The 20884-nt window shown below is 72.7% G+C and carries 19 protein-coding genes; 9 read left to right on the top strand and 10 right to left on the bottom strand.

What is annotated here, in order from left to right:
* Nucleotides 1–97: 97 nt before the first annotated feature.
* Nucleotides 98–1081, top strand: a complete 984-nt coding sequence (locus tag ASG05_RS07225; protein ID WP_056259403.1) for an NAD(P)-dependent oxidoreductase — start codon at nucleotides 98–100, stop codon at nucleotides 1079–1081.
* A gap of 148 nt (nucleotides 1082–1229) precedes the next feature.
* Here the strand turns inward: ASG05_RS07225 and ASG05_RS07230 are convergent, their stop codons facing one another.
* Nucleotides 1230–4730: a bifunctional proline dehydrogenase/L-glutamate gamma-semialdehyde dehydrogenase gene (locus ASG05_RS07230; RefSeq protein WP_056259405.1), complete on the bottom strand. Its 3501-nt coding sequence runs from the start codon at nucleotides 4728–4730 to the stop codon at nucleotides 1230–1232.
* 219 nt (nucleotides 4731–4949) lie between these two features.
* On the opposite strand from ASG05_RS07230, the gene ASG05_RS07235 reads away from it, so the two are divergent.
* Nucleotides 4950–6002: an ATP-binding cassette domain-containing protein gene (locus ASG05_RS07235; protein ID WP_056259407.1), complete on the top strand. Its 1053-nt coding sequence runs from the start codon at nucleotides 4950–4952 to the stop codon at nucleotides 6000–6002.
* Nucleotides 5999–6853: an ABC transporter permease gene (locus ASG05_RS07240; RefSeq protein WP_056259409.1), complete on the top strand. Its 855-nt coding sequence runs from the start codon at nucleotides 5999–6001 to the stop codon at nucleotides 6851–6853. Before ASG05_RS07235 ends, ASG05_RS07240 begins: the two co-directional genes overlap by 4 nt.
* Before the next feature lie 36 nt (nucleotides 6854–6889).
* On the opposite strand, the gene ASG05_RS07245 is transcribed toward ASG05_RS07240, so the two are convergent.
* A complete protein-coding gene (locus ASG05_RS07245; RefSeq protein WP_056259411.1) occupies nucleotides 6890–7582 on the bottom strand; it encodes a TetR/AcrR family transcriptional regulator in 693 nt (230 codons plus the stop codon).
* A gap of 87 nt (nucleotides 7583–7669) precedes the next feature.
* Here ASG05_RS07245 and ASG05_RS07250 point away from each other — a divergent pair, with 87 nt between their 5' ends.
* A complete protein-coding gene (locus tag ASG05_RS07250) occupies nucleotides 7670–8917 on the top strand; it encodes an MFS transporter (RefSeq protein WP_056259413.1) in 1248 nt (415 codons plus the stop codon).
* Here the strand turns inward: ASG05_RS07250 and ASG05_RS07255 are convergent.
* The 5 genes from ASG05_RS07255 to ASG05_RS16280 form a co-directional block, all read right to left on the bottom strand.
* The gene (locus tag ASG05_RS07255) at nucleotides 8910–9146 is read right to left on the bottom strand and encodes a hypothetical protein (RefSeq protein WP_056259415.1); all 237 of its coding nucleotides are present in this window, start codon (nucleotides 9144–9146) and stop codon (nucleotides 8910–8912) included. The genes ASG05_RS07250 and ASG05_RS07255 overlap by 8 nt on opposite strands.
* Nucleotides 9147–9231: 85 nt before the next feature.
* Nucleotides 9232–9438 (bottom strand): DUF2945 domain-containing protein, encoded by a 207-nt coding sequence (locus ASG05_RS07260; RefSeq protein ID WP_056259417.1) that lies wholly within the window; start codon nucleotides 9436–9438, stop codon nucleotides 9232–9234.
* A gap of 122 nt (nucleotides 9439–9560) precedes the next feature.
* Nucleotides 9561–10010 carry a DUF1905 domain-containing protein gene (locus ASG05_RS07265; RefSeq protein WP_056259419.1) on the bottom strand — a complete coding sequence of 150 codons (450 nt, stop codon included), beginning with the start codon at nucleotides 10008–10010 and terminating at the stop codon, nucleotides 9561–9563.
* Nucleotides 10011–10126: 116 nt separating this feature from the next.
* A complete protein-coding gene (locus ASG05_RS07270; RefSeq protein WP_235491435.1) occupies nucleotides 10127–10909 on the bottom strand; it encodes an SDR family oxidoreductase in 783 nt (260 codons plus the stop codon).
* A 36-nt stretch (nucleotides 10910–10945) separates the two neighbouring features.
* Nucleotides 10946–11671 (bottom strand): LysR family transcriptional regulator substrate-binding protein, encoded by a 726-nt coding sequence (locus ASG05_RS16280; protein ID WP_056259421.1) that lies wholly within the window; start codon nucleotides 11669–11671, stop codon nucleotides 10946–10948.
* Nucleotides 11672–11704: 33 nt separating this feature from the next.
* On the opposite strand from ASG05_RS16280, the gene ASG05_RS07280 reads away from it, so the two are divergent.
* The 3 genes from ASG05_RS07280 (at nucleotide 11705) to ASG05_RS07290 (ending at nucleotide 14326) form a co-directional block, all read left to right on the top strand.
* Nucleotides 11705–12142 (top strand): DUF5997 family protein, encoded by a 438-nt coding sequence (locus ASG05_RS07280; protein WP_056259423.1) that lies wholly within the window; start codon nucleotides 11705–11707, stop codon nucleotides 12140–12142.
* Between the two features lie 94 nt (nucleotides 12143–12236).
* A complete protein-coding gene (locus ASG05_RS07285; protein WP_056259425.1) occupies nucleotides 12237–13139 on the top strand; it encodes a neutral zinc metallopeptidase in 903 nt (300 codons plus the stop codon).
* A gap of 179 nt (nucleotides 13140–13318) precedes the next feature.
* A complete protein-coding gene (locus tag ASG05_RS07290; RefSeq protein ID WP_056259427.1) occupies nucleotides 13319–14326 on the top strand; it encodes an NADP-dependent oxidoreductase in 1008 nt (335 codons plus the stop codon).
* 133 nt (nucleotides 14327–14459) lie between these two features.
* Here ASG05_RS07290 and ASG05_RS07295 read toward each other — a convergent pair whose 3' ends face one another.
* Nucleotides 14460–15383 (bottom strand): carbohydrate kinase family protein, encoded by a 924-nt coding sequence (locus ASG05_RS07295; RefSeq protein ID WP_056259429.1) that lies wholly within the window; start codon nucleotides 15381–15383, stop codon nucleotides 14460–14462.
* Between the two features lie 80 nt (nucleotides 15384–15463).
* Between ASG05_RS07295 and ASG05_RS07300 the strand changes: the two genes are divergently transcribed.
* Together ASG05_RS07300 and ASG05_RS07305 are read left to right on the top strand one after the other, a co-directional pair.
* Nucleotides 15464–16405, top strand: coding sequence for an ROK family protein (locus ASG05_RS07300; protein WP_056259431.1), 942 nt, complete (start codon nucleotides 15464–15466; stop codon nucleotides 16403–16405).
* Nucleotides 16406–16599: 194 nt separating this feature from the next.
* On the top strand, nucleotides 16600–17643 hold the full coding sequence (locus tag ASG05_RS07305; RefSeq protein ID WP_056259434.1) for an NAD(P)-dependent alcohol dehydrogenase: 1044 nt from the start codon (nucleotides 16600–16602) through the stop codon (nucleotides 17641–17643).
* A gap of 442 nt (nucleotides 17644–18085) precedes the next feature.
* On the opposite strand, the gene ASG05_RS07310 is transcribed toward ASG05_RS07305, so the two are convergent.
* Together ASG05_RS07310 and ASG05_RS07315 are read right to left on the bottom strand one after the other, a co-directional pair.
* Complete coding sequence (locus tag ASG05_RS07310; RefSeq protein ID WP_056259436.1) at nucleotides 18086–18712, bottom strand: MarR family winged helix-turn-helix transcriptional regulator; 627 nt, start codon at nucleotides 18710–18712, stop codon at nucleotides 18086–18088.
* A complete protein-coding gene (locus tag ASG05_RS07315; RefSeq protein WP_082486678.1) occupies nucleotides 18693–20606 on the bottom strand; it encodes an MDR family MFS transporter in 1914 nt (637 codons plus the stop codon). The genes ASG05_RS07310 and ASG05_RS07315 overlap by 20 nt, the downstream gene beginning before the upstream one ends.
* Nucleotides 20607–20884: the final 278 nt, after the last annotated feature.

The following is a 20884-nucleotide window of genomic DNA, read 5'->3' on the forward strand; positions in this document are numbered from 1 at the left end:
TCGCCCCCACCCGGGCGGGTTCCGCGGACGCGGGCCGGCGCCGGCGCGGGCGTTCGTCGACGACGAACGCGCCCGCCCCCGAGCCCGGGGTGCGGCCGTGAGGGTGCTGGTCACCGGCGCGAGCGGCCTGCTCGGCGGCGCCGTGGCCCGGGCCGTCGCCGCCGCGGGGCACGAGGTCACGACCCTCCAGCGACGCCCGTCGGGCGTGGCCGGCGTCAGCGACGTGCTCGGCTCGATGACCAACCCGAAGGCGGTCGCTGCCGGCGTCCGCGACCAGGACGCCGTCGTCCACCTCGCCGCGAAGGTGTCGCTCGCCGGTGACGCGGCCGAGTTCGAGGCCGTCAACGTCGGGGGCACGCGCTCCCTCGTCGAGGCGATGCGCGCCTCCTCGACGTCACGCCTGGTGTTCGTGTCGTCGCCCTCGGTGGCACACGCCGGCTCGTCGATCGTCGGCGACGACGCCCTGCCCGCCTCGCCCGGTCACGCCCGCGGCGACTACGCCCGCACCAAGGCCGCGGCCGAACGCGTCGCCCTGGGGGCGGCCGACGCGGACCTGCGCGTCGTCGCCGTGCGCCCGCACCTCGTCTGGGGCCCCGGCGACACGCAGCTCGTCGAGCGCATCGTCGACCGCGCGCGCTCGGGCCGCCTGCCCCTGCTCGGACACGGCGCCGCCCTGATCGACTCGACCTACGTCGACAACGCGGCCTCGGGCATCGCCGCCGCCCTCGAGCACGTCGACGAGGTCAGCGGTCAGGCCTACGTGATCAGCAACGGCGAGCCCCGCACCGTCGCCGACCTGATGGCCGGCATCTGCGCGGCGGCCGGGGTGCCCGCCCCGCGCCTCCGGGTGTCGGCTGCGGCCGCCCGGGCCGCGGGGTCGCTCGTCGAACGGGTCTGGGCCGTGCGCCCGGGTGCCGACGAGCCGCCGATGACGAGGTTCCTCGCCGAGCAACTGTCGACCGCCCACTGGTTCGACCAGCGGCGCACGCAGCGCGACCTGCACTGGGCCCCGGCCGTGAGCGTCGACGAGGGCCTGCGGCGCCTCGCCGCCTGGTACGCCGCGGGGCAGCCCGCCGTCTGAGGCCCGCCTGGCGCGGGCCACACTCGGGTCGACGGGTTCCCGTCCCTGTCGGCGGGTCGGTGCCACCCCGCCGCGAACGACGCGAACCCGCCGACCACCGAGGACTCGGGGGTGCGGCGGGTTCGGCCGTCAGTGGGCGTCGTCCGGGTCAGATGACGTCGGCGCTCCACGGGTCGGGGTTGCCGAACCGGTGCGCCGTGATGGCGACGGCCTGCTCGCGCAGGAACGGCAGCAGCTCGAGGCGGCCGGTCGGCGTCACGGGGGCCGCGAACACGGCGACCGCCGGGTCGCCGCCGAGGGCGTCGGCGAGGGCCGGGGAGGCGCCGGTCGCGTCGCCCGCGCCCGTCACCAACCGCACGCGCTCGGTCGACATCCGGCCGGCGCGCACCCGGGAGTGCCAGGCCGCGTCGTCCTCGTGCACCACGTCGGAGGCCGCGAGGCCGAGCGCCCGCACGAGGGCGCCGGGCAGCTCGATCGAGGACGACACCGTGAGCGGGGCGCCCGAGCGGAGCCCGGCGAGCAGCACGCGGACCAGGTCGGCCGGGGCGGCTCCGTCGGCGGCGCGGATCGTCACCGGCAGCGCGCGGTAGCGCAGCAGGTCGCGTTCGAGGCCGAGGTCGCTCACGTCGCGGGCGACGCCGAACTCGGTCGCCCAGACGTGCTCGTCGCTGGCGGCAGCGGCGCGCAGGTCGTCGGAGGACGACGCACCCGACGCCCCGAGCAGCGGCGACGCGGCCTCGAGGGCGGCCAGGGCCCTGCGACCCGGGCGCGCCTCCTGCGGCTCGGTCAGCTCGGTGGGCCGCCACGACCCGAGGTGCACGAGGTAGTTCGGGCCACCGGCCTTGGCGCCCGCGCCGACCGACGACTTCTTCCAGCCGCCGAACGGCTGGCGCCGCACGATCGCGCCGGTGATGCCCCGGTTGACGTAGAGGTTGCCCGCCTCGACGCGGTCGAGCCAGGTGGACAGCTCGGCGGGGTCGAGGGTGTGCAGGCCGGCCGTCAGGCCGTAGTCCGTCGCGTTCTGCAACTCGATCGCGTCGTCGAGGGTCTTCGCGGTCATGATGCCGAGGACGGGGCCGAAGTACTCGGTCAGGTGGAACTCGCTGCCCGCGGCGACGCCGGCGCGGACGCCGGGCGACCAGAGACGGCCCGTGTCGTCGAGCTGCCTCGGCTCGACCAGCCAGGTCTCGCCCGCTCCGAGCGTGGTCAGCGCCCGCTCGAGCTTGCCGTGGGCCGGCTCGACGATGGGGCCCATCTGCGTCGTCGGGTCGGAGGGGAGGCCGACGCGCAGGGTCGACGCGGCGTCGACGAGCTGACGTCGGAAGCGCTCCGACGTCGCGACCGAGCCGACGAGGATCACGAGACTCGCCGCCGAGCACTTCTGCCCCGCGTGGCCGAACGCCGACTTGATGACGTCGGAGGCGGCCAGGTCGAGGTCGGCACTCGGGGTGACGACGATGGCGTTCTTGCCGCTGGTCTCGGCGAGCAGGGGCAGGTCGGTGCGCCAGCTGGTGAAGAGCGCGGCGGTCTCGAAGGCACCGGTGAGGATCACGCGGTCGACCGCGGGGTGCGACACCAGGTGGCGCCCGAGGTCGCCCTCGTCGACGTCGACCAGTTTGAGCACCTCGCGGGGCACGCCGGCGTCCCAGAGGGCCTGCACCATGACGGCGCCGCTCCGCTTCGCCTGGCCGGCCGGCTTGATCACGACGCTGCTGCCCGCGGCGAGCGCCGCGAGGGTCGAGCCGGCCGGGATCGCCAGGGGGAAGTTCCAGGGCGGGGTGATCAGGGTGAGCCGTTCGGGCACGAACGTCGCGCCGTCGACCCGGTCGAGCTCTTCGGCGAGGTGGGCGTACCAGTTGGCGAAGTCGATCGCCTCGCTGACCTCGACGTCGCCCTCGGCGACCGTCTTGCCGGTCTCGCTCGCCGCGACCTCCATCAGGTCGGCGCGTCGGGCCGACAGCGTGGCCGCGGCCTCGCGCAGGACGACGGCCCGGCCCGCGCCTCCCCTGGCCGCCCAGTCGGTGGACGCCGCCACGGCGTCCGCGACGATCGCGTCGAGGGCGGCGACGTCGGTGACGCGGGCGGACTCGATCAGCTCGACGCCGAGGCGCGAGTCGGCCGAGCGCGCGGCGATCTCGCGACCCCAGGCCCGGTTGTCGGCGAGGGCGGGGTCGGTGTCGGGCTCGTTGTCGAAGCCGCTGCCGGCCGGGCGCGGCTGCAGCGCCTGGGCCGCGTCGAGGCGGCTCTGCACGCGGTGCGGCGCCGGGGCGTCGCCGTCGACGTCGGCGAGCGACGCCAGGAAGCGACCCTTCTCACGCTCGAACATGGCCTCGTTCGAGGCGAGCTCGAACACGGCCGACATGAAGTTCTCGCTCGAGGCGTTCTCTTCGAGGCGACGGATCAGGTAGCTGATGGCGACGTCGAACTCGCGGGGGTGCACGACGGGCGTGTAGAGCAGCAGCCCGCCGACGTCGGCCTTGACGAGCTCGGCCTGCCCCTCGGCCATGCCGAGCAGCATCTCGAACTCGACCCGGTCGCCCACGCCGCGGGCCTCGGCCAGGAGGTGCGCGAAGGCGATGTCGAACAGGTTGTGGCCGGCGACCCCGACCCGCACGGCGCGCGTGCGCTCGGGCGTGAACGCCCAGGCCAGCACCCGCTTGTAGTTCGTGTCGCTGCCCTGCTTGGTGTCGTAGGTCGCGAGGGGCCACTCGTGCACCGTGGCGTCGACGGTCTCCATCGCGAGGTTCGCCCCCTTGACGATGCGCACCTTGATCGGGGCGCCGCCGGCGTCGACGCGCTCGGTCGCCCAGGTGGTGAGGTGCTGCAGGGCGCCGAGGGCGTCGGGCAGGTAGGTCTGCAGCACGATGCCGGCCTCGAGGCCCCTGAGCTGCGGCTGGTCGAGGAGGCGCGTGAAGACCGCGATCGTCAGGTCGAGGTCGCGGTACTCCTCCATGTCGAGGTTGATGAACTTCGGCTTCGGCGACCCGGCGGCGAGCTCGTAGAGCGGGGTGAGCTTCTCGACCACGCGCTCGACGGTCTCGTCGAAGGCCCACATCGAGAGCTGGCTGACGATGGACGACACCTTGATCGAGACGTAGTCGACGTCGTCGCGGGCGAGCAGTGCCCGGGTGCCGGCGAGACGGTGCTCGGCCTCGGCGTCGCCCAGCACGGCCTCGCCGAGCAGGTTGAGGTTCAGCCGCGTGTCGGCCTTCTTGATCTTCGCGATGGCGGCACCGAGCTTGGCCGGGCGGGCGTCGGCGACGAGGTGGCCGACCATGCCGCGCAGCACGCGACGGGCGATCGGCACGACGACGCCGGGCAGCACGGGGGCCAGGACGCCGCCGAGGCGCACCGCGCTGCGCATGTGCCACGGCAGGAAGGCCGGGGCCTGCTTCGCCAGCACCGACAGGTTGCGGGCGGCGACGCCGAGGTCTTCGGGGCGGACGACCCGGTCGACGAAGCCGATCGTGAAGGCGAGCCCGGACTCGTCCTTCAGCACCTGGGCGAGCAGGTGGGCCGAGCCGGTGCTCGGGGCGCTCGACGCCTCGTGCGCCCAGCGGCGGGCCAGGGCGACGGCGTCGTCGCCGATGCCGACGGGCAGGAGCTGTTCAGCGGTGGACGGCCCCGCCGTCTCGTCGATGGTGGTCATGGGATGAATGTAGGGCGGAACTTGCCACCCGGCAAGGTTTGACGCGAGAACGTGACCGGTGCCGCGCCTCCTCGTCGTCCTCTCGTCCTCGCGGGGCGGATCGGCACTGGCGGCGCGGGCTGCGGAGCGCTACCTTGGGCGCGTTCAGGTGACGCACAGCGCTCACCATGACCGACCCGTCTGCCGATGGGCGGGCGGCCCTCACCCCCGGGAGCACGCATGGCGATGATCGAAGCACGCGGCCTGACGAAGACCTATCGGTCGAAGTCCGGGCCGGTCCGGGCGTTGACCGGTCTCGACCTGACCGTGCCCGAGGGCACCGTCAAGGCACTGCTCGGCCCGAACGGCGCCGGCAAGACCACCGGGGTGAAGATGCTCACCACGCTCGAACGACCCGACTCGGGCACGGCCACGATCGCCGGGCTCGACGTCGTCGCCGACGCCCAGGCGGTGCGCCGGTCGATCGGCGTCTCGGGGCAGTACGCCGCGGTCGACGAGAACCTCACCGGCTTCGAGAACCTCGACATGATCGGTCGCCTCTACCACCTGGGCAGCCGGGTCAGCCGCGACCGGGCCCGCGAGCTGATCGACCTCTTCGACCTGACCGCCGCGGGCGACCGCCCGGTGAAGGGCTTCTCGGGCGGCATGCGACGACGCATCGACCTCGCCGGGGCGCTCGTCACGAACCCGCGCGTGCTGTTCCTCGACGAGCCGACGACGGGACTCGACCCGCGCAGCCGGCTCGCCCTCTGGGACATCATCACGGGGCTCGTCGACGGCGGCACGACGGTGTTGCTGACGACGCAGTACCTCGAGGAGGCCGACCGGCTGGCCGACGACATCTCGGTCATCGACGGCGGGGCCGTGATCGCCGAGGGGACGGCCGACCAGCTCAAGGCGCAGGTCGGCGGCCACCGCCTGGTCGTCGCCCTCGTCGACGAGGCCCGCGCCGACCAGGCCGTCGAGGTGCTGCGACGCCACGGCGACTCCGACCCGAGCGTCGGGGCCGACGGCCGCCAGCTCGAGGTCGCGGTCACCGACGGCCCGACCGCCCTGCAGCGCACGCTGGCCGACCTCGGCGCGGCCGGCATCGAACTGCACGACGCCGGCATGCGGCGCCCGACGCTCGACGACGTGTTCCTGCAGCTCACCGGTCACCGCGCGGCCGACGACGACGCGGGCGACGACGCCGACTCCCCCGGCGGCGACGACGCGGCCGGGGGCCGAGGTCGCGGTCGTCGTGGCGCGAAGAAGAAAGAGGCCCGCACATGACCACCACCGGCACCGCCGCCGCCCTCACCCAGACCTTGCGCCCGTCGACCGACACCGGCCTCGGCACCTGGGCCTCGGACGGCTGGACCGTCACCAAGCGCAACCTGATCAAGGTCAAGCGCTCGCCCGACATGCTGATCTTCGCCGTGCTGCAGCCGATCATGTTCGTGCTGCTCTTCAGCCAGGTCTACGGCGGGGCCATCGCCGTCGAGGGCACCGACTACACGCAGTTCTTGATGGCGGGCATCTTCGCGCAGACCGTGGTCTTCGGCTCGACCTTCTCGGGCGCGGCCATGGCGCAAGACCTGAAAGAGGGCATCATCGACCGGTTCCGCACCCTGCCGATGAGCCCGTCGGCCGTGTTGATCGGTCGCACGAACAGCGACCTGGTGCTCAACACGATCTCGATGGTGATCATGATGCTGACCGGCCTCGCGGTCGGCTGGCGGGTGAACGCGTCACCGGCGTCGTTCGTCGGCGGCGTCGCCCTGCTGCTGCTGTTCAGCTACTCGTTCAGCTGGGTGATGGCGCTGCTCGGCATGAGCGTCAAGACGCCCGAGACCATCAACAACGCGTCCTTCATGATCCTCTTCCCGCTGACCTTCGTCTCGAACGCGTTCGTGCCGAGCGACACCCTGCCGACCGTGCTGCGGGTCTTCGCCGAGTGGAACCCGGTGTCGTCGCTCGTGCAGGCCGCCCGCACCTCGTTCGGCAACCTCGGCGACACCCCGGTGCCCGACATCTGGACGATGCAGCACCCCTACGCGACCGTCCTGCTCGGCATCACGGTCATGCTCGTCGTCTTCGTGCCGCTCTGCATCCGGAAGTTCCAGCGCATCAGCGCGAAGTGACCGGCCGCGGCCGGTCGAGCACCCAGGAGGCGCAGGTCAGCCCGTGCGCCCGGCCGCGTCCCGCACGGCGGCGTCGAGTTCGCTCGTCGGCACCGCGAGGACGCTGCCGATCACGAGCCGCATCAGTGCGGGCACGTCCACGGCGTCGCGCTCGTACAACCACTGCAGCTGCAGGCCGTCCTGCACGGCCAACACGACGCGGGCCGCGGACTCGGCGGTGAAGCCGTCGCGCAACCAGCCCCGGGCCTGGGCGAGCCCGAGGTAGGCCGAGGTCGACGAGACGATGCGCTCGTAGTAGTCGGCGTAGTAGTGGTGCGCCGGGTGGTCGGGTGAGGTGGCCTCGGCCGACGCCGTGATGAACAGCGAGATCACCACGGGCACGTCGACGTTGTACTCGGCGAGCGCCACGAGCTCGTCGACCCGCATGCCCCCGTCGTCGTCGAAGTGCCGGCGCAGGCGTTCGTCGCGCCGCCGCAGCACGGCCATCAGCAGTTCGTCCTTGGTCGGGAAGTAGTGCATCAGCGACTGGTGCGAGACGCCGCACCGTCGGGCGATCTCGCGAAGCGTCGCCCCGTGGAACCCGACCTTGCCGAACACGGGCAGGGCCGCGTCGAGGATCGCCTCGCGCTTGGCGATGCCCTTGCGGTACCGGCCGGGCTCGCGCACGACGCCGACCGAGGCGGCGTCGCTGACGTCGGCGCGGGTCGTGTCGGGCTCGGAGGCGTCCATCGGGGTCAGCCTAGGTCGTCCCGTCCGCCCGTGACGACGCCTGGGGACGCGGCGTCGACGCACGGGACGTCGGCATAGAGTTCAGCGGTGCCGTGGTCGCTGCTGAGAACGCCTGCCTTCCGGGCCCTCTGGGTCGGGCGGCTGTTCTCGTGGCTGGGCAGCGGGCTCGCCCCCCTCGCGATCGTCTTCGCGGCGGTGGACCTCGGGGCCGACGCCGTCGATCTCGGCCTCGTGGTCGTCGCGCGCTCGGTGCCGAACATCGTGCTCGTGCTGGTCGGCGGTGCCCTCGCCGACCGGTTCTCGAAGCGCCTCGTGGCGATCGTGTCGTCGTGGGTGTCGGCGGGGTCGCTCGTCGCGGCGGCCGCGCTCATGCTCACGCAGTCCGAGACGCTCGTCAGCCTCGCCGCCGTCGGGGCGGTCAACGGCGCCGCGGCGGCGTTCTTCGGTCCGGCGACGAGCGCACTGCTCCGCGAGACGGTGCCCGACGACCGGCTGCGCGACGCGACCGTCCTCAGCCGGGTCGGCATGAACGTCGGCCTCGTCGTCGGCACGGCGGTGGGCGGCGCCGTGGTCGGCACCGCGGGCTCGGGCGTCGCCCTGGCCGTCGGGGCCGGGGTCTTCGCGGTCGCGGCCGTCGTGTTCGTGAGGCTGCCCCGGGGCGGTGCCCGCGCCTCCGGAGGCACCTCGGTGATGAGCGACCTCGGCAGCGGGCTCGGCTTCGTGTGGCGCACCCGCTGGCTGGCCTCGACGGCGGCGCTCGCGTTCACGTTCCAGTTCGCGTTCGCCGGCGGGGTGCAGGTCGTCGGGCCGCTCGTGGCCGACCAGTCGTTCGGGCGCCTGCTCTGGGGCTTCGCCGGGGCGGTGCAGACGCTCGGCCTGATCGCCGGTGCGTTCTGGGCCGGTGCCCTGCGCGGTCGCCTGCGGCTCTGGGCCGCCTGCCTCGGCGCGGCGGCGTTGGCCCTGCCGCTCGTGCTGCTGTCGTTTGCCTACGGCACCGACCCGGTGGTCTTCGATCCGCTGCACTGGTTCTTCTGGATCGCCCTCGGGCTCTTCGCCGCCAGCGTCGGCCTCGAGATCTTCACCGTGCCGCTCGACGTGGTCGTGCAACGGCAGGTGCCGGGTGCCTATCTCGGCCGGGTGTTCTCGTGCCTGACGCTGGCGTCGCTCGCCGGCGTGCCGGTCGGTGAGGTGACGGTGGGCCCGCTCACCGAGCTGATCGGCACGCCGGCGACGCTCGCCGCCCTGGCCGGACTCGTCGTCGCCGTCGCGGTCGCCGTGGCGCTCAGCTCACGGGTGCGTCGGGTCGACACCGGCCAGGAGGCGCGGGTCAGCTGAACTCGCCGCGCTCGATCGCCTCGGCGTACTTGCGCACGTCCGGGCCCGGCTCGTAGTCGATGAAGCGGTCCTTGACGGCCTCGTTGATCGCCTTGAAGGACTCCTCCCACGACTCGCCCGAGTGGGCGGCCGCGGCGTCGCGGACGGCGTCACGCAACACGTTGTCGGCGTCGGTCAGGATCTTGTCGCGGGCCTCGTCGTTCCAGCGCACGTCGTTCAGGTCGGCCATGGTGTTCTCCTCGTCGGGGTGGGGCGGGGTGGGGTGGGGCAGGGTGGAACCGGGGATGGGGGTGCTGCTACTTCTTCGAGCTGAGCTACTTCTTCGCGCTGAGCGCAGAGCCCTTGTGGGCCGCCTTCGCGCCGCTCTTGTCGCTCTCGACGACGAAGTACGGCTCGTCGTCCGACGCCTTGAACTTCTGCCCGTCGAGCTGGAACTCCTTCACGCGCTTCTCCACGACGGTGCCGTGGGTCTCGCCCTGAGGGGTGTTCCAGGTGACGTGGTCTCCCTTGCTGAACGACATCGCGCCTCCTTGGTGCGTCGGTCCTCCCCGCGGAGTCCGATGCCCCGCGGTGGTGGCGTGGACGGTACGCCGCCCCGGCCGACGACCCACCCAGCGACGCGGGGTACAGCGCCGGGGCGGGCTCAGCCGGTCAGGGCGGCGAGTGCCGCGGCGAGCCGACGCGCTCGGGTCTCGGCGGTCTTCGCCGCCCCGAGCGGTTCGACGAGGGCGCGCTGACGGCTGTACGACAGGGACGCGTAGGAGGCGCGGGCCGCGTCGTCCGCGTCGAGCGCCTCGCGCAGGTCGGCCGGCACCTCGACCACCCGCGGCTCGGTGTCGAGGGTCAGCGTGACCTCGACCTCCTGCCCGCCGAGGACGCCCGAGGCCGCCCGGTGCTCGGCACTGACCGGGATCAGGAACCGCCCGCCCATGCTCGCGACCGTGCTGCGGTAGGTGTGGCCCCCGACCGTGACGACGACCGCGGGCTTCTTCCCCGACGCCAACGACTCGACGACCTCGGGCGGCACAACGATGCCCGTCGCGTTCGTGCGGGCCTCGGCGACGGTGGTGCGGAACGTCACGGGTTCGGTCATGCCCGGATGCTAGCGAGCCGCCACGGACGGCACCACCGCTCCGCATGTCGTGCACGGCACCGGAACTAGTCGCGGTGCGGTGCACGAAACGCGGTGCGATGAGGCAGCGTCGCCGGTCAGACCGAGAAGCCGCCGTCGGCCTTGATCAGTTGGCCCGAGATCCAGCGGCCGGGGGGCGACAGCAAGAAGCGCACCACCTGGCCGATGTCGGCGGGAGTCCCGAGGCGCCCGGTCGGCTGCTGCTCGGTGCCGCTGGCGCGGATCTCGTCGTCCATCCACCCGGTGTCGATCGGGCCGGGGTTCAGCGCGTTCGACGAGACACCCAGGTGGGCGAGTTCGCGGGCCGCCGCGATCACGAGCCGGTCGAGGGCCCCCTTGCTCGAGCCGTAGGGCAGGTTGTGCACGACGTGGTCGCTGGTCAGGGCGACCACCCGGGCGCCGTCGTCGAGCCGGTCGACCGGCGGCAGCTGCTCGGCGAACGCCTTGATCGCGAGCCAAGCCGCCCGGACGTTGACGGCGTAGTGCGCGTCCCAGCTCTCGAGGGTCGTGTCGAGGATCGACGAGTCGACGCCGTGCGAGTGCGACAACACGAGCGCCGTGACCGGCCCCAGGTCGGAATTCACCGCCCCGAGGAGGCGCGCGGGGGCCTCCGGGTCCGCCAGGTCGGCCGGGTACACGGCCACGCGCGCACCCGCCCCTTCGAGCTCGGTGACGAGCGACCCGACGTCCATCGCCGCCAGGCCCCAGGGCATCGAGGCGTCGTAACCGTCCCAGGTGGTCAGGGCGAGGTCCCAGCCGTCGGCGGCGAGCTCGTGCGCGATGCCGTTCGCGATCGAGGACGTGCGGCCGGCGCCGGTCAGCAGGCAGATCTTCTTCGACATGCGGGTCTCCTTCGACATGCCCTCAGCTTGTCAGACCGACCGGTTCGGAGCGGGTCAGCGGCCGCGGCGCGGTCGGCTGCGACCCGTGCCGCGCTGCGGCCCGCGGCCCTTCGGCGGCGTGCGCTTCGGCTTCGCGCCGCGCGGGTCGGGAGCCACCCCCTTGCGGGCCGAGGCCTCGCGTTCGGGTTCGTCGCGCCTCCTCGACCTCGAGCTGCGGGCCGTGCGGCCCCGCACGACGCCGATGAAGTCGTCGAGGTCGTCGGTCAGGTCACCCTCGGGCCAGACCAGCGCGATCGTCGTCGGCGGCAGGTCGGCGACGTAGCGGTAGGTGACCTCTTTCCGGGCGTGGAGGCGCGCGAGCGACTGCGGCATCACGGCGACGCCCGCCCCCGTGGCGACGACCGCGACGGCATCGGCGGGCGAGAGGGTCGGGTCGAGGTCGTGCCGGTGCTCGCCCTCGAACGCGGCCGCCTCGACCTCGTCCTCGGCGCCTGCCGCGGCGACGGCGTGGTCCTTGGGCACCACGACCACGGCGCGCTCGTCGTAGAGGCGGATGACCGAGAGCCCCTCGGCGTCGACCGGCAGCCGTGCCAGCACCATGTCGACGCGGTGGTCGCCGCGCGCCACGGCGAGCGCCGGGACCGCGTCGGCGTCGACCAGCGGCACGAAGGCCAGCGGGGTCTCGGGCCGGCGCTCGGCCCAGAGCCTCGACCACTTCGACAGGGTCACCCCGGGCACGACCCCGATGCGGAACGGGGCGCGGGTCGGCTCGGTCGTCATGGGTCGAGGGTATCGGCCCGGTACCCTGGGCAGATGACCTCCGACGCGCCGTCCGGCAAGCAGCCGCAGACCCTCAAGCCCTTCACGGCCGCCAAGAAGCTCGGGGTGCACCTGCCGGCCACGCCCGAGGCGTTCCAGGCCTCCCCCGTCACGCGCGAGGCTTTCGCCGAGCTCAGCACGAACCCGCCCGAGTGGCTGTCCGAGCTGCGCCGCACCGGCCCGCACCCGCGCCCGGTCGTCGCTCAGAAGCTCGGCATCTCGACCTCGGGCCTCGCCCGCGCCGGCGTCGACGACGTCATGACCACCGAGCAGATCCACGCGCTGCTCGACGAGATGCCCGACTGGTTGCGCACCGAGCGCGGCATCCACGCCGACGTGCGCGAAGAAGAACTGCGCGTGAAAGAGCGCAACGCCGGCCGCGAGGTGCTGCGCAAGGAGCGCGAGGCGAAAGAAGCCGCCGAAGGGCGCTGACGCTCGACGAGCGCACTGACGCCCGCGAAAGTCGCTGACGCCGCTGGGGGCCAGTGAGCGGCACTGACGCCCCCGCTGCGCTACCGTCGGCGACATGTCATTCAACGACGACGCGCGCCTCGACGGCAGCAAGGTCAAGCGACGTGGTCGCGGTCGCACGGCGGGGATAGCCGGCGGCGGCCTCGGCATCGTCGGCGTGATCGCGGTGTTCCTCATCAGCCAGGCCACCGGCGTCGACGTCTCGGGCCTGCTCGGGGGCGGCATGGGCGGCGGGGCCGCCCAGCCCGTCAGCGAGGGCGACCTGTCGTCCGAGTGCACCACCGGCGCCCAGGCGAACGACAGCATCGACTGCCGCATGGTCGGCGCGGCCGACTCCCTCGACGCCTACTGGTCCACCGAGGCACCGGCCCTCGGCGTCAGCGACTACCGCACGCCCGACTTCTTCCTCTTCAGCGGGTCGACCGACACCGGTTGCGGTGGCGCGACGAGCGCCACCGGCCCGTTCTACTGCCCGCCCGACGAGGCGCTCTTCGTCGACACCGACTTCTTCGAGCAGCTGCGCTCGCAGTTCGGCGCGAGCGGCGGCCCCCTCGCCCAGATGTACGTCGTGGGTCACGAGTGGGGCCACCACATCCAGCAGCTGACCGGGGCCTTCGACCGTGCCGACCGCAGCGACACCGGCCCGGGCTCCGACACCATCCGGCTCGAGGTGCAGGCCGACTGCTACGCCGGCGCCTGGGTCGGTGCGGCGTCGACCGTCCAGGACGCGAACGGCGTGACGTTCCTCGAGCCCGTCACCGACCAGCAGGTCGCCGACGCACTCGACGCCGCGGCGGCCGTGGGCGACGACCGCATCCAGTCCGCCGGCGGCGGCCAGGTCGACCCCGACACCTGGACGCACGGCTCGGCCGAGCAACGCCAGAAGTGGTTCGAGACCGGGCGAAGCCAGGGCGCGTCGGCATGCGACACGTTCTCGGTGCCGACCGACCAGCTCTGACGACGAGGCCGACCCGCGCCTCCTGACCGCGATGGCGGGTACCGGGCACCGGGCGCCGGCCAGGCGTCCCAGGCAACTCGAAGCGTGCCCTGCGGTCGTCCCGGGCACGGAGGGCGCACACTTCACTCACCCTCGCGACGGCACAGGAGCCGCCGCGACGACAGCAGAGGAGGCACGTCATGGCACGTTCAGGCAAGGCCATCGAGTTCGACGCGTACGGCGACGTCTCGCAGCTGCACTTCGTCGAGCAGCCGTTGCCGACGCCCGCCGAGGACGAGGTCGTCGTCGAGGTCATCTGTGCGGGCCTCAACCACATCGAGAACTTCATCCGGCAGGGCGACTTCGTCGACCGGCTGCCCCTCGAGTTCCCCGCCCGCGAGGGGTCGTGCTTCGCCGGCATCGTCAAGAAGCGCGGAGCCGCCGTGCGCAACTTCTCGGTCGGGGCCGAGGTGATCGGCCACGCGGTCGGCGGAGGCGCGCACGCGACCTACATCGCCGTTCCGGCGAGCGCCGTGGTGCCGAAGCCGCAGCACGTCCCGTGGGAGGTCGCCGGCGGCCTCTACCTGGCGGGAGCGACGGCGTACGACACCGTCCGCAGCCTGCACCTCGGGCCGGACGACGTCGTGGTCATCACGGCCGCCGCGGGTGGCGTCGGCCACATCGAGTGCCAGCTCGCGATGCAGCTGGGCGCCAAGGTGATCGGCACGTGCAGCCCCGGAAACCACGACTACCTCCGGTCGATCGGCGTCGTGCCGGTGGACTACGGCGAGGGCCTGCGCGAGCGCATCGACAAGGCGGCGGGCACCGACCGTCAGGTGACGGCCTTCATCGACAACTTCGGCGGCGACAACCCGGCCCTCAGCACCGACCTCGGCGTCCTGCCGTCGCGATTCAGCTCGAGCGAGGACCGCCTCGAGCGCGAGATCCGCTTCATCGGCGCCGAGCGCGACGACACCGAGCCGGCCATGATCCTCTCGGCCCTCGCGAAGCTGATCGCCGAGAACAAGCTGCGCGTGCTCGTCTCGGGCTTCTACCCGTTCGACTACATCGCCCAGGCCTTCGAAGACCTCGCCGAGCAGCACTCGCGCGGCAAGGTCGTCGTCGGCATGCAGCCGGTCGAGACCGGGGCCCGCTCGCACTGGTATCTGTCGGGCAAGGCCCGGGCGGTCGCCGAGTCGCTCGGCTGAGCCGCCTCGTCGACCCTCCGACACACCGCCGAGTGGACACGACGCCGCCGCATGCCGCGGCGCCGTGTCCACTCGGCGGCGTCCGGACGACGGCAGAGCGCAGGAGGCGCGGGTCGGCCAGGCCGCGCCGGCGTCAGCGGGGCAGCCGCAGCAGCGCGCCCGGAGCCCTGACCGTCGCCGCCGCGACGTCCATGGCCCGCTCGAGCGCCCCCGACCAGTCGACCGAACCGGGCTGACGCCGCTCGGTGAGCAACGAGGCGACGATCGAGGCGAAGGTCGCGTCCCCCGCGCCCATCGTGTCGACGACCTCGCCGTCGGCCGACGAGATGCCCCGGGTCAGGGCCGTGCCCGAGGCCGCGTCCGCCGACCCGGCGAGCACCAGGCTCGCCCCGGCCGAGCCGCGCGTGGCGAGGACTCCCCCGGTGCCCGAGGCGAGCAGCGCCTCCTGCCAGTCGGCGAGCGAGCACCCGGCGACGAGCTCGGCGTCGTCGTCGCCGACCTTGACGAGCAGGGCCGACGCCGCGACGCGCGCGAAGCCGGCGGCGAAGTCGGCGATCTGTGCGGCCCCGCCGGGCAAGAACCCGGGGCGCGGGTTCGGGTCGACGACCAGCCGCACGGGGTCGGTGCCGACGACGCGCAGCAGTCGGTCGGTGAGGACGGCGTCGTCGAACGGGTACGAGCTGACCGCGACGAGCGGAGCCGCCTCGAGCACCGCGAGCTGCTCGGGCGAGAAGTCGAGGCCGCGCGCGACGGCGGCGTCGGTGAAGACGTAGCTCGGCTCGCCGGCGACCCGCAGCGACACCGCCCGACCGGTGCCGAGGGGGTTGGTCGTCGCGACCAGCTCGACGCCGTGTTCGGCCAGGAACGCACGGATCGCCTCGCCGTCGGCGTCGTCGCCGATCGAGGCGAGCAGCGTCGTCGGCACGCCGAGGCGGCTGAGCCCGACGGCGACGTTGAGGCCGGCGCCGCCGACGTGGTCGGTCGACCCCTCGTCGGTGCGGATCTCGTCGATGAGGGCGTCGCCGAGAACGGCGACCCGACCGTCGGTGGTGTGCATGGGGTGCCTTTCGTCAGCGTGCCGGCAGCCACCCTAGTGCGGCGGCCGACCCGGTCGCAGCCCCCGCTACGCTGGCCGACGTGACCGATTACGCACTGGCCGTCGACGTGGGCGGAACGAAGGTCGAGGCGGCGCTGGTCGCCTCCGACGGAGCCCTGCTCGACGGAAGCCGCGACCGCCGCCCCACCGGCGCCGGGTCGACCTCCGACGAACTCGCCGAGGCGGTGCGCGCGGTCGTCGCGCACGCCCTCGCCGCCCTGCCCGACGGTGACGCGCTCGTCGGCGCGGGCATCGGCAGCGCCGGCCCGGTCGACCTCGTGCACGGCACGGTGTCGCCGATCAACCTGCACGCCTGGCGGGGCTACCCGCTGCGCGAGCAGGTGACGGCCCTCGCCGCCTCGACCCTGCCCGACGCCGCCCCCGTCACGCTGCGCCTCGACGGCGTCAGCCTCGCCCTGGCCGAGCACTGGGTGGGCGCGACGCAGGGCGCCGACAACGCGCTGGCGATCACCGTCTCGACCGGCGTCGGCGGCGGGCTCATCGTGAACGGCCGCCTGCTCTCGGGCGGCACCGGCAACGCCGGCCACATCGGTCAGATCCAGATCGCCGACCGCCCCGCCGGCGAGAACGCCTGGGCCGCCACCCTCGAGGTCATCGCCTCGGGCCCGAACGTCGTCGCCTGGGCGCGGGCGCAGGGCTGGCAGGGCGAGCGCGGCGAAGACCTCGCGGCCGGCTACGTGGCGGGCGACGAGATCGCCGTGGCCGCCGTCCGACGGTCGGCGAACGCCGTGGGCGAGGCCGTGTCGTCGGTCACCACGCTGCTCGACCTCGACGTCGTCGCGATCGGCGGCGGGTTCTCGCGCGTCAGCGAGGACTACCTCGACCTGGTCCGGGCCACCGTCCAGGAGGCGCCGGTCAACGAGTACGCCCGTCGCGTCCGCGTCGTCCGCTCCGGGTTGAGCGACGAGAGCCCGCTGGTCGGGGCCGCCGCGCTCGTCTGGCGGGCCGAGCTGCTCGGCTGAGCCGCGCCTCCTCGAGGGGCCGACCCGCGCCTCCTCGGGGGCCCGACCAGTGCCTCCCGTGGTCGGACGGTCGGGCGGACGGGTGGCTGGGAGCCGATGTCGGCGGACCGGCCTAGTGTGGGTTGCATCCCACAACGTCGTCGGACTTCGGCGCGCCCACGAGGCGTGCACCGCCCACCAACGGAGGTCTTCCCGTGCCCACCACCGTCCCCGTCCTGCTCACGCCGTCCGCCGGCGCCCCCTTCGAGCACTCCACCGTCGAGCTGCGCGACGTCGGCCCGAACGACGTCCAGATCGACATCGCCTTCGCCGGCATCTGCCACAGCGACATCCACCAGGCCCGCGAAGAATGGGGCAAGGCCATCTTCCCGATGGTGCCCGGCCACGAGATCGCCGGCATCGTCACCGAGGTCGGCTCCGACGTCACCAAGCACAAGGTCGGCGACCGCGTCGGCATCGGCTGCTTCGTCGACAGCTGCCGCGAGTGTGAGAACTGCCTCGCGGGCGAGCAGCAGTTCTGCGTCAAGGGCAACGTCGCGACCTACAACGGCCGTCAGTACTCGGGCGAGCCCACCTACGGCGGCTACGCCAAGCAGATCGTCGCCGACGAGAACTACGTGCTGTCGATCCCCGAGGGCATCGCGCTCGACGAGGCCGCGCCGCTGCTCTGCGCCGGCATCACGACTTACTCGCCGCTGAAGCACTGGGGCGCCGGCCCCGGCAAGAAGGTCGCCGTCGTCGGCATGGGCGGGCTCGGCCACATGGCCGTCAAGATCGCGCACGCCCTGGGTGCCGAGGTCACCGTCATCAGCCAGACGCTCTCCAAGCAGGAGGACGGCCTGAAGCTCGGCGCCGACCACTACTACGCCTCGAGCGACCCCGAGACGTTCAAGGCCCTGCGCAGCTCGTTCGACCTGATCATCAACACGATCTCGGCCGACATGGACATCGACGCCTACGCCCGCACCCTGCGCCTCAACGGCACCATGGTGTTCGTCGGCCTGCCCGAGAACCCGCAGTCGTTCAGCGCGGGCTCGCTCATCGGCGGCCGTCGCAGCCTCGCCGGGTCGAACATCGGCGGCATCCCCGAGACGCAAGAGATGCTGGACTTCTGCGCCGAGCACCACATCGGCGCCGAGATCGAGACGATCGGTGCCGACGAGGTCGACGAGGCCTACGAGCGCGTCGTCGCCAGCAAGGTCCGCTACCGCTTCGTGATCGACACCGCCACGATCTAGCACCTGCCGAACGTCCGAAGGCCCCCTCTCGTCACGGGAGGGGGCCTTCGTCGTCGGTCCGCCACGACACCCCGGCAACCGACGCTCGACGATTTGCCTAGGCAGGTGTTCAGCGCCGATCGAGGGGGTGCGGGCGCGCACCCGCCACGACACCCCGCCGCGACACCCCGGCTTCCGGCGCTCAACGATTTGCCTAGGCAGGTGTTCAGCGCCGATCGAAGGGGTGCGGGCGCGCACCCGCCACGACACCCCGGCATCCGGCGCTCGACGATTTGCCTAGGCAGGTGTTCAGCGCCGATCGAAGGGGTGCGGGCGCGCACCCGCCATGACACCCCGGCTTCCGGCGCTCAACGATTTGCCTAGGCAGGTGTTCAGCGCCGGTCGAGGGGTGCGGCGCGCACGGGGGCAGGCCGGGCCGGGGCCGGGGCCGGGGCCGGCCGACCTACCCGGCCGGGGTGTTGAAGCGCCGGAGCCAGCCGGCGAACTCGTCGAGCTCGGCGTCGGTCCAGCCCTCGACGTGCGTGCGGAACACGGCGCGGTTCTCGTGCCGCACCTCGAGCATGCGGTCCTCCGCGCGAGAGGTGCTCCGCAGCATCATCACCCGCCCGTCGGCCGTGTCGGCCACCATGTCGATGAACCCGGCCTCGCGCAGCAGGGTGACCTGGCGGCTGACCGCGCTCTTGTCCATGGCCATCGCCTTGACGATGTCGCCGGCGCTGCACGGCTGGTGCTTCATCACGTAGCGCAGCACGTAGAACGCGGTGGGCGGCACGTCGGGGTCGAACCGCGACGCCGCCGCGGCGATCGTCCGCTTGGCCTCGACCATCATCGAGCCGATCTCGTCGACCACGCCGGCCATGAGGCCCTCGCGGCCGTCGTCACCGGGGCTCGGGAGGCGCGGTGCGGACTGCTCCGCCGCGTCGGCCCCGAGGAGGCGCGGTGCGGACTGCTCTGCCGCGTCGGCCCCGAGGAGGCGCGGTGCCGCCTGGTCACGAGCGTCCGCCCCCGCAGGGCGCGCCGCGTCGAGCACCGCGCCCTCGGGCTGGCCGTCAACGGTCGGCTGCGACATCTTTCTCCTCGACCAGGGACGAGAACACCGGGCTCTCGGCCAATTCGTCGACGGGAACCGGGTGACCCGCCACCTCGGCGGCGCCCGTCGCGATGATCGTGTCGATGGTACCGGTGGAGGTCGCCGTGTGGCTGTGGTGACGACGCTCGACCGCGTCGCCGCCCTCGTCGATCGGCGAGACCGGGGCCGGCGAGCTCGCGAGGCCCGAGGTCGGGGCGGGCGTGGACGCCGTCGCCGGGGCACTCGACACCGCCGGGGCCAGGCCGGCCGTGGCCGCGACGCCCTTGGCCGCCGGGGACGCGTCGTTCCCGTCGACCGGGGCCGCGCCTCCTTCACCGTCGGCCGAGGCCGAAGCCGAGCCGGCCGTCGGGCCGTCGGTCTTCGACGCGGCACGCTGCAGGCCGGTCTTGGTGCCCAGCTCGACGTTCGGCAGCAGGCAGACGAACACGATGGTGATGAGCGCCAGGGGCGCGGCGATGAGGAACACGTCGGCGACGCCCTGACCGTAGGCCGACTCGATGATGGTGCGGATCGGGCCGGGCACCGTGCTCAGGTCGGGGATGCTCGTGGCGCCGCCACCACCGAGGGCGCTGGGGTCGACGCCGGCGTCGGTGAGGCCGTCGGTGATGTAGCCCGACACCTTGGTGCCGAGCACGGCACCCATGACCGAGACGCCGATGGTGCCACCGAGGCTGCGGAAGAACGCGACGCTCGACGAGGCCGCCCCGACGACGCTGACGTCGACCGAGTTCTGCACGACCAGCACCAGGTTCTGCATCACCATGCCGATGCCGAGACCCATCATCGCCATGAAGACCGAGACGACGAAGAAGTTCGTGTCGTACTCGATGGTCGACATGAGGAAGAGTCCGGCGGCGAGCAGGATCGAGCCGACGATCATGTAGGGCTTCCACTTGCCGTACTTCGAGATGAGCGCACCGGCGACCATCGACGAGATCAGCAGGCCGAGCACCATCGGCAGGGTCAGGATGCCGGCCATGGTCGGCGACTGGCCGCGGGCGAGCTGCATGTACTGACCGAGGAAGACGCTGGTGCCGAACATGGCGACGCCGACGCTGAGCGAGGCGACCACCGCGAAGGTGAAGGTGCGGTTCGTGAAGAGCGTCAGGGGGATGATCGGCTCCTTCGAGCGGAACTCCACGACCACGGCGAGCACGAGCAGGGCGGCGGCGCCGAGGCCCATGACCCAGCTGGTGACCGAGTTCCACTCGAACTGCTTGCCGCCGAGCGACACCCAGATGAGCAGCAGCGAGACGCCACCGGCGATCAGGCCGGCGCCCCAGTAGTCGATGACGACCTTCTTCTTGGGCTTGGCGGGCAGGTGCAGCGTCTTCTGGATGACGACGAGGGCCGCGATGCCCACGGGCACGCCGACGAAGAAGTTCCAGCGCCAGCCGATGCTGTCGGTCAGCACGCCTCCGAGCAGCGGGCCACCGATGGTGCCGACGCTCATCACGGCACCGAGGTAGCCCATGTACCGGCCGCGCTCGCGCGGGCTGATGATGTCGCTCATGACGACCTGCACCAGGGCGGTCAGGCCGCCGGCACCGAGGCCCTGGAAGACGCGGAAGGTGATCAACGTCGCGGTGTTCTGCGAGAAGCCGGCCGCGACCGACGCGAGCACGAACAGCACGAGAGCCACCTGCAGCAGCACCTTGCGGTTCGTCAGGTCGCTGAACTTGCCCCACAGCGGGGTGCTGACCGTGGTGGCCAGCAGGGTGGCCGTGATGACCCAGGTGTACGAGGTCTGGCTGCCGTCGAGGTCGCTGACGATGCGCGGAAGCGAGGTCGACACGACGGTCGACGAGAGGATCGCCACGAGCATGCCCATCAGCAGGCCCGACAGGGCCGTGAGGACTTCGCGGTGGCTCATGCCGGGCGCTTCGCCCGGTTCGTGCGGAGCCGCGGGCGTGGTGCCCGCGGCGGTCGTGGTCTGCGACAAGGTGCGCTCCGGTGGTTCGAGATGGTGAGGGACCGATCGCCGTTGGCCGTGTCCGTTGGTTGCAGAACGTCAACCATACGCTTTCGTTGACGATCCGCAACCATTTCGCTGCAGTTGCTGCAGTTTTTTCTCTCCGCGGGCGACCTCCCGGTCGCGGGAACGCAGGAGGCGCGGTGCGAGCACTGCTCGCACCGCGCCTCCTCGGGGCC

Origin of the sequence: Frigoribacterium sp. Leaf186 (assembly GCF_001423905.1) — a bacterium.
Lineage (GTDB): Bacteria > Actinomycetota > Actinomycetes > Actinomycetales > Microbacteriaceae > Frigoribacterium.

Coding starts and splice junctions, on each gene's coding strand:
- ASG05_RS07230 (WP_056259405.1), bottom strand. CDS start 4,730: ATGACCACCATCGACGAGACGGCGGGGCCGTCCACCGCTGAACAGCTC.
- ASG05_RS07235 (WP_056259407.1), top strand. CDS start 4,950: ATGGCGATGATCGAAGCACGCGGCCTGACGAAGACCTATCGGTCGAAG.
- ASG05_RS07240 (WP_056259409.1), top strand. CDS start 5,999: ATGACCACCACCGGCACCGCCGCCGCCCTCACCCAGACCTTGCGCCCG.
- ASG05_RS07245 (WP_056259411.1), bottom strand. CDS start 7,582: ATGGACGCCTCCGAGCCCGACACGACCCGCGCCGACGTCAGCGACGCC.
- ASG05_RS07255 (WP_056259415.1), bottom strand. CDS start 9,146: ATGGCCGACCTGAACGACGTGCGCTGGAACGACGAGGCCCGCGACAAG.
- ASG05_RS07260 (WP_056259417.1), bottom strand. CDS start 9,438: ATGTCGTTCAGCAAGGGAGACCACGTCACCTGGAACACCCCTCAGGGC.
- ASG05_RS07265 (WP_056259419.1), bottom strand. CDS start 10,010: ATGACCGAACCCGTGACGTTCCGCACCACCGTCGCCGAGGCCCGCACG.
- ASG05_RS07270 (WP_235491435.1), bottom strand. CDS start 10,909: ATGTCGAAGGAGACCCGCATGTCGAAGAAGATCTGCCTGCTGACCGGC.
- ASG05_RS16280 (WP_056259421.1), bottom strand. CDS start 11,671: ATGACGACCGAGCCGACCCGCGCCCCGTTCCGCATCGGGGTCGTGCCC.
- ASG05_RS07280 (WP_056259423.1), top strand. CDS start 11,705: ATGACCTCCGACGCGCCGTCCGGCAAGCAGCCGCAGACCCTCAAGCCC.
- ASG05_RS07285 (WP_056259425.1), top strand. CDS start 12,237: ATGTCATTCAACGACGACGCGCGCCTCGACGGCAGCAAGGTCAAGCGA.
- ASG05_RS07290 (WP_056259427.1), top strand. CDS start 13,319: ATGGCACGTTCAGGCAAGGCCATCGAGTTCGACGCGTACGGCGACGTC.
- ASG05_RS07295 (WP_056259429.1), bottom strand. CDS start 15,383: ATGCACACCACCGACGGTCGGGTCGCCGTTCTCGGCGACGCCCTCATC.
- ASG05_RS07310 (WP_056259436.1), bottom strand. CDS start 18,712: ATGTCGCAGCCGACCGTTGACGGCCAGCCCGAGGGCGCGGTGCTCGAC.
- ASG05_RS07315 (WP_082486678.1), bottom strand. CDS start 20,606: ATGAGCCACCGCGAAGTCCTCACGGCCCTGTCGGGCCTGCTGATGGGC.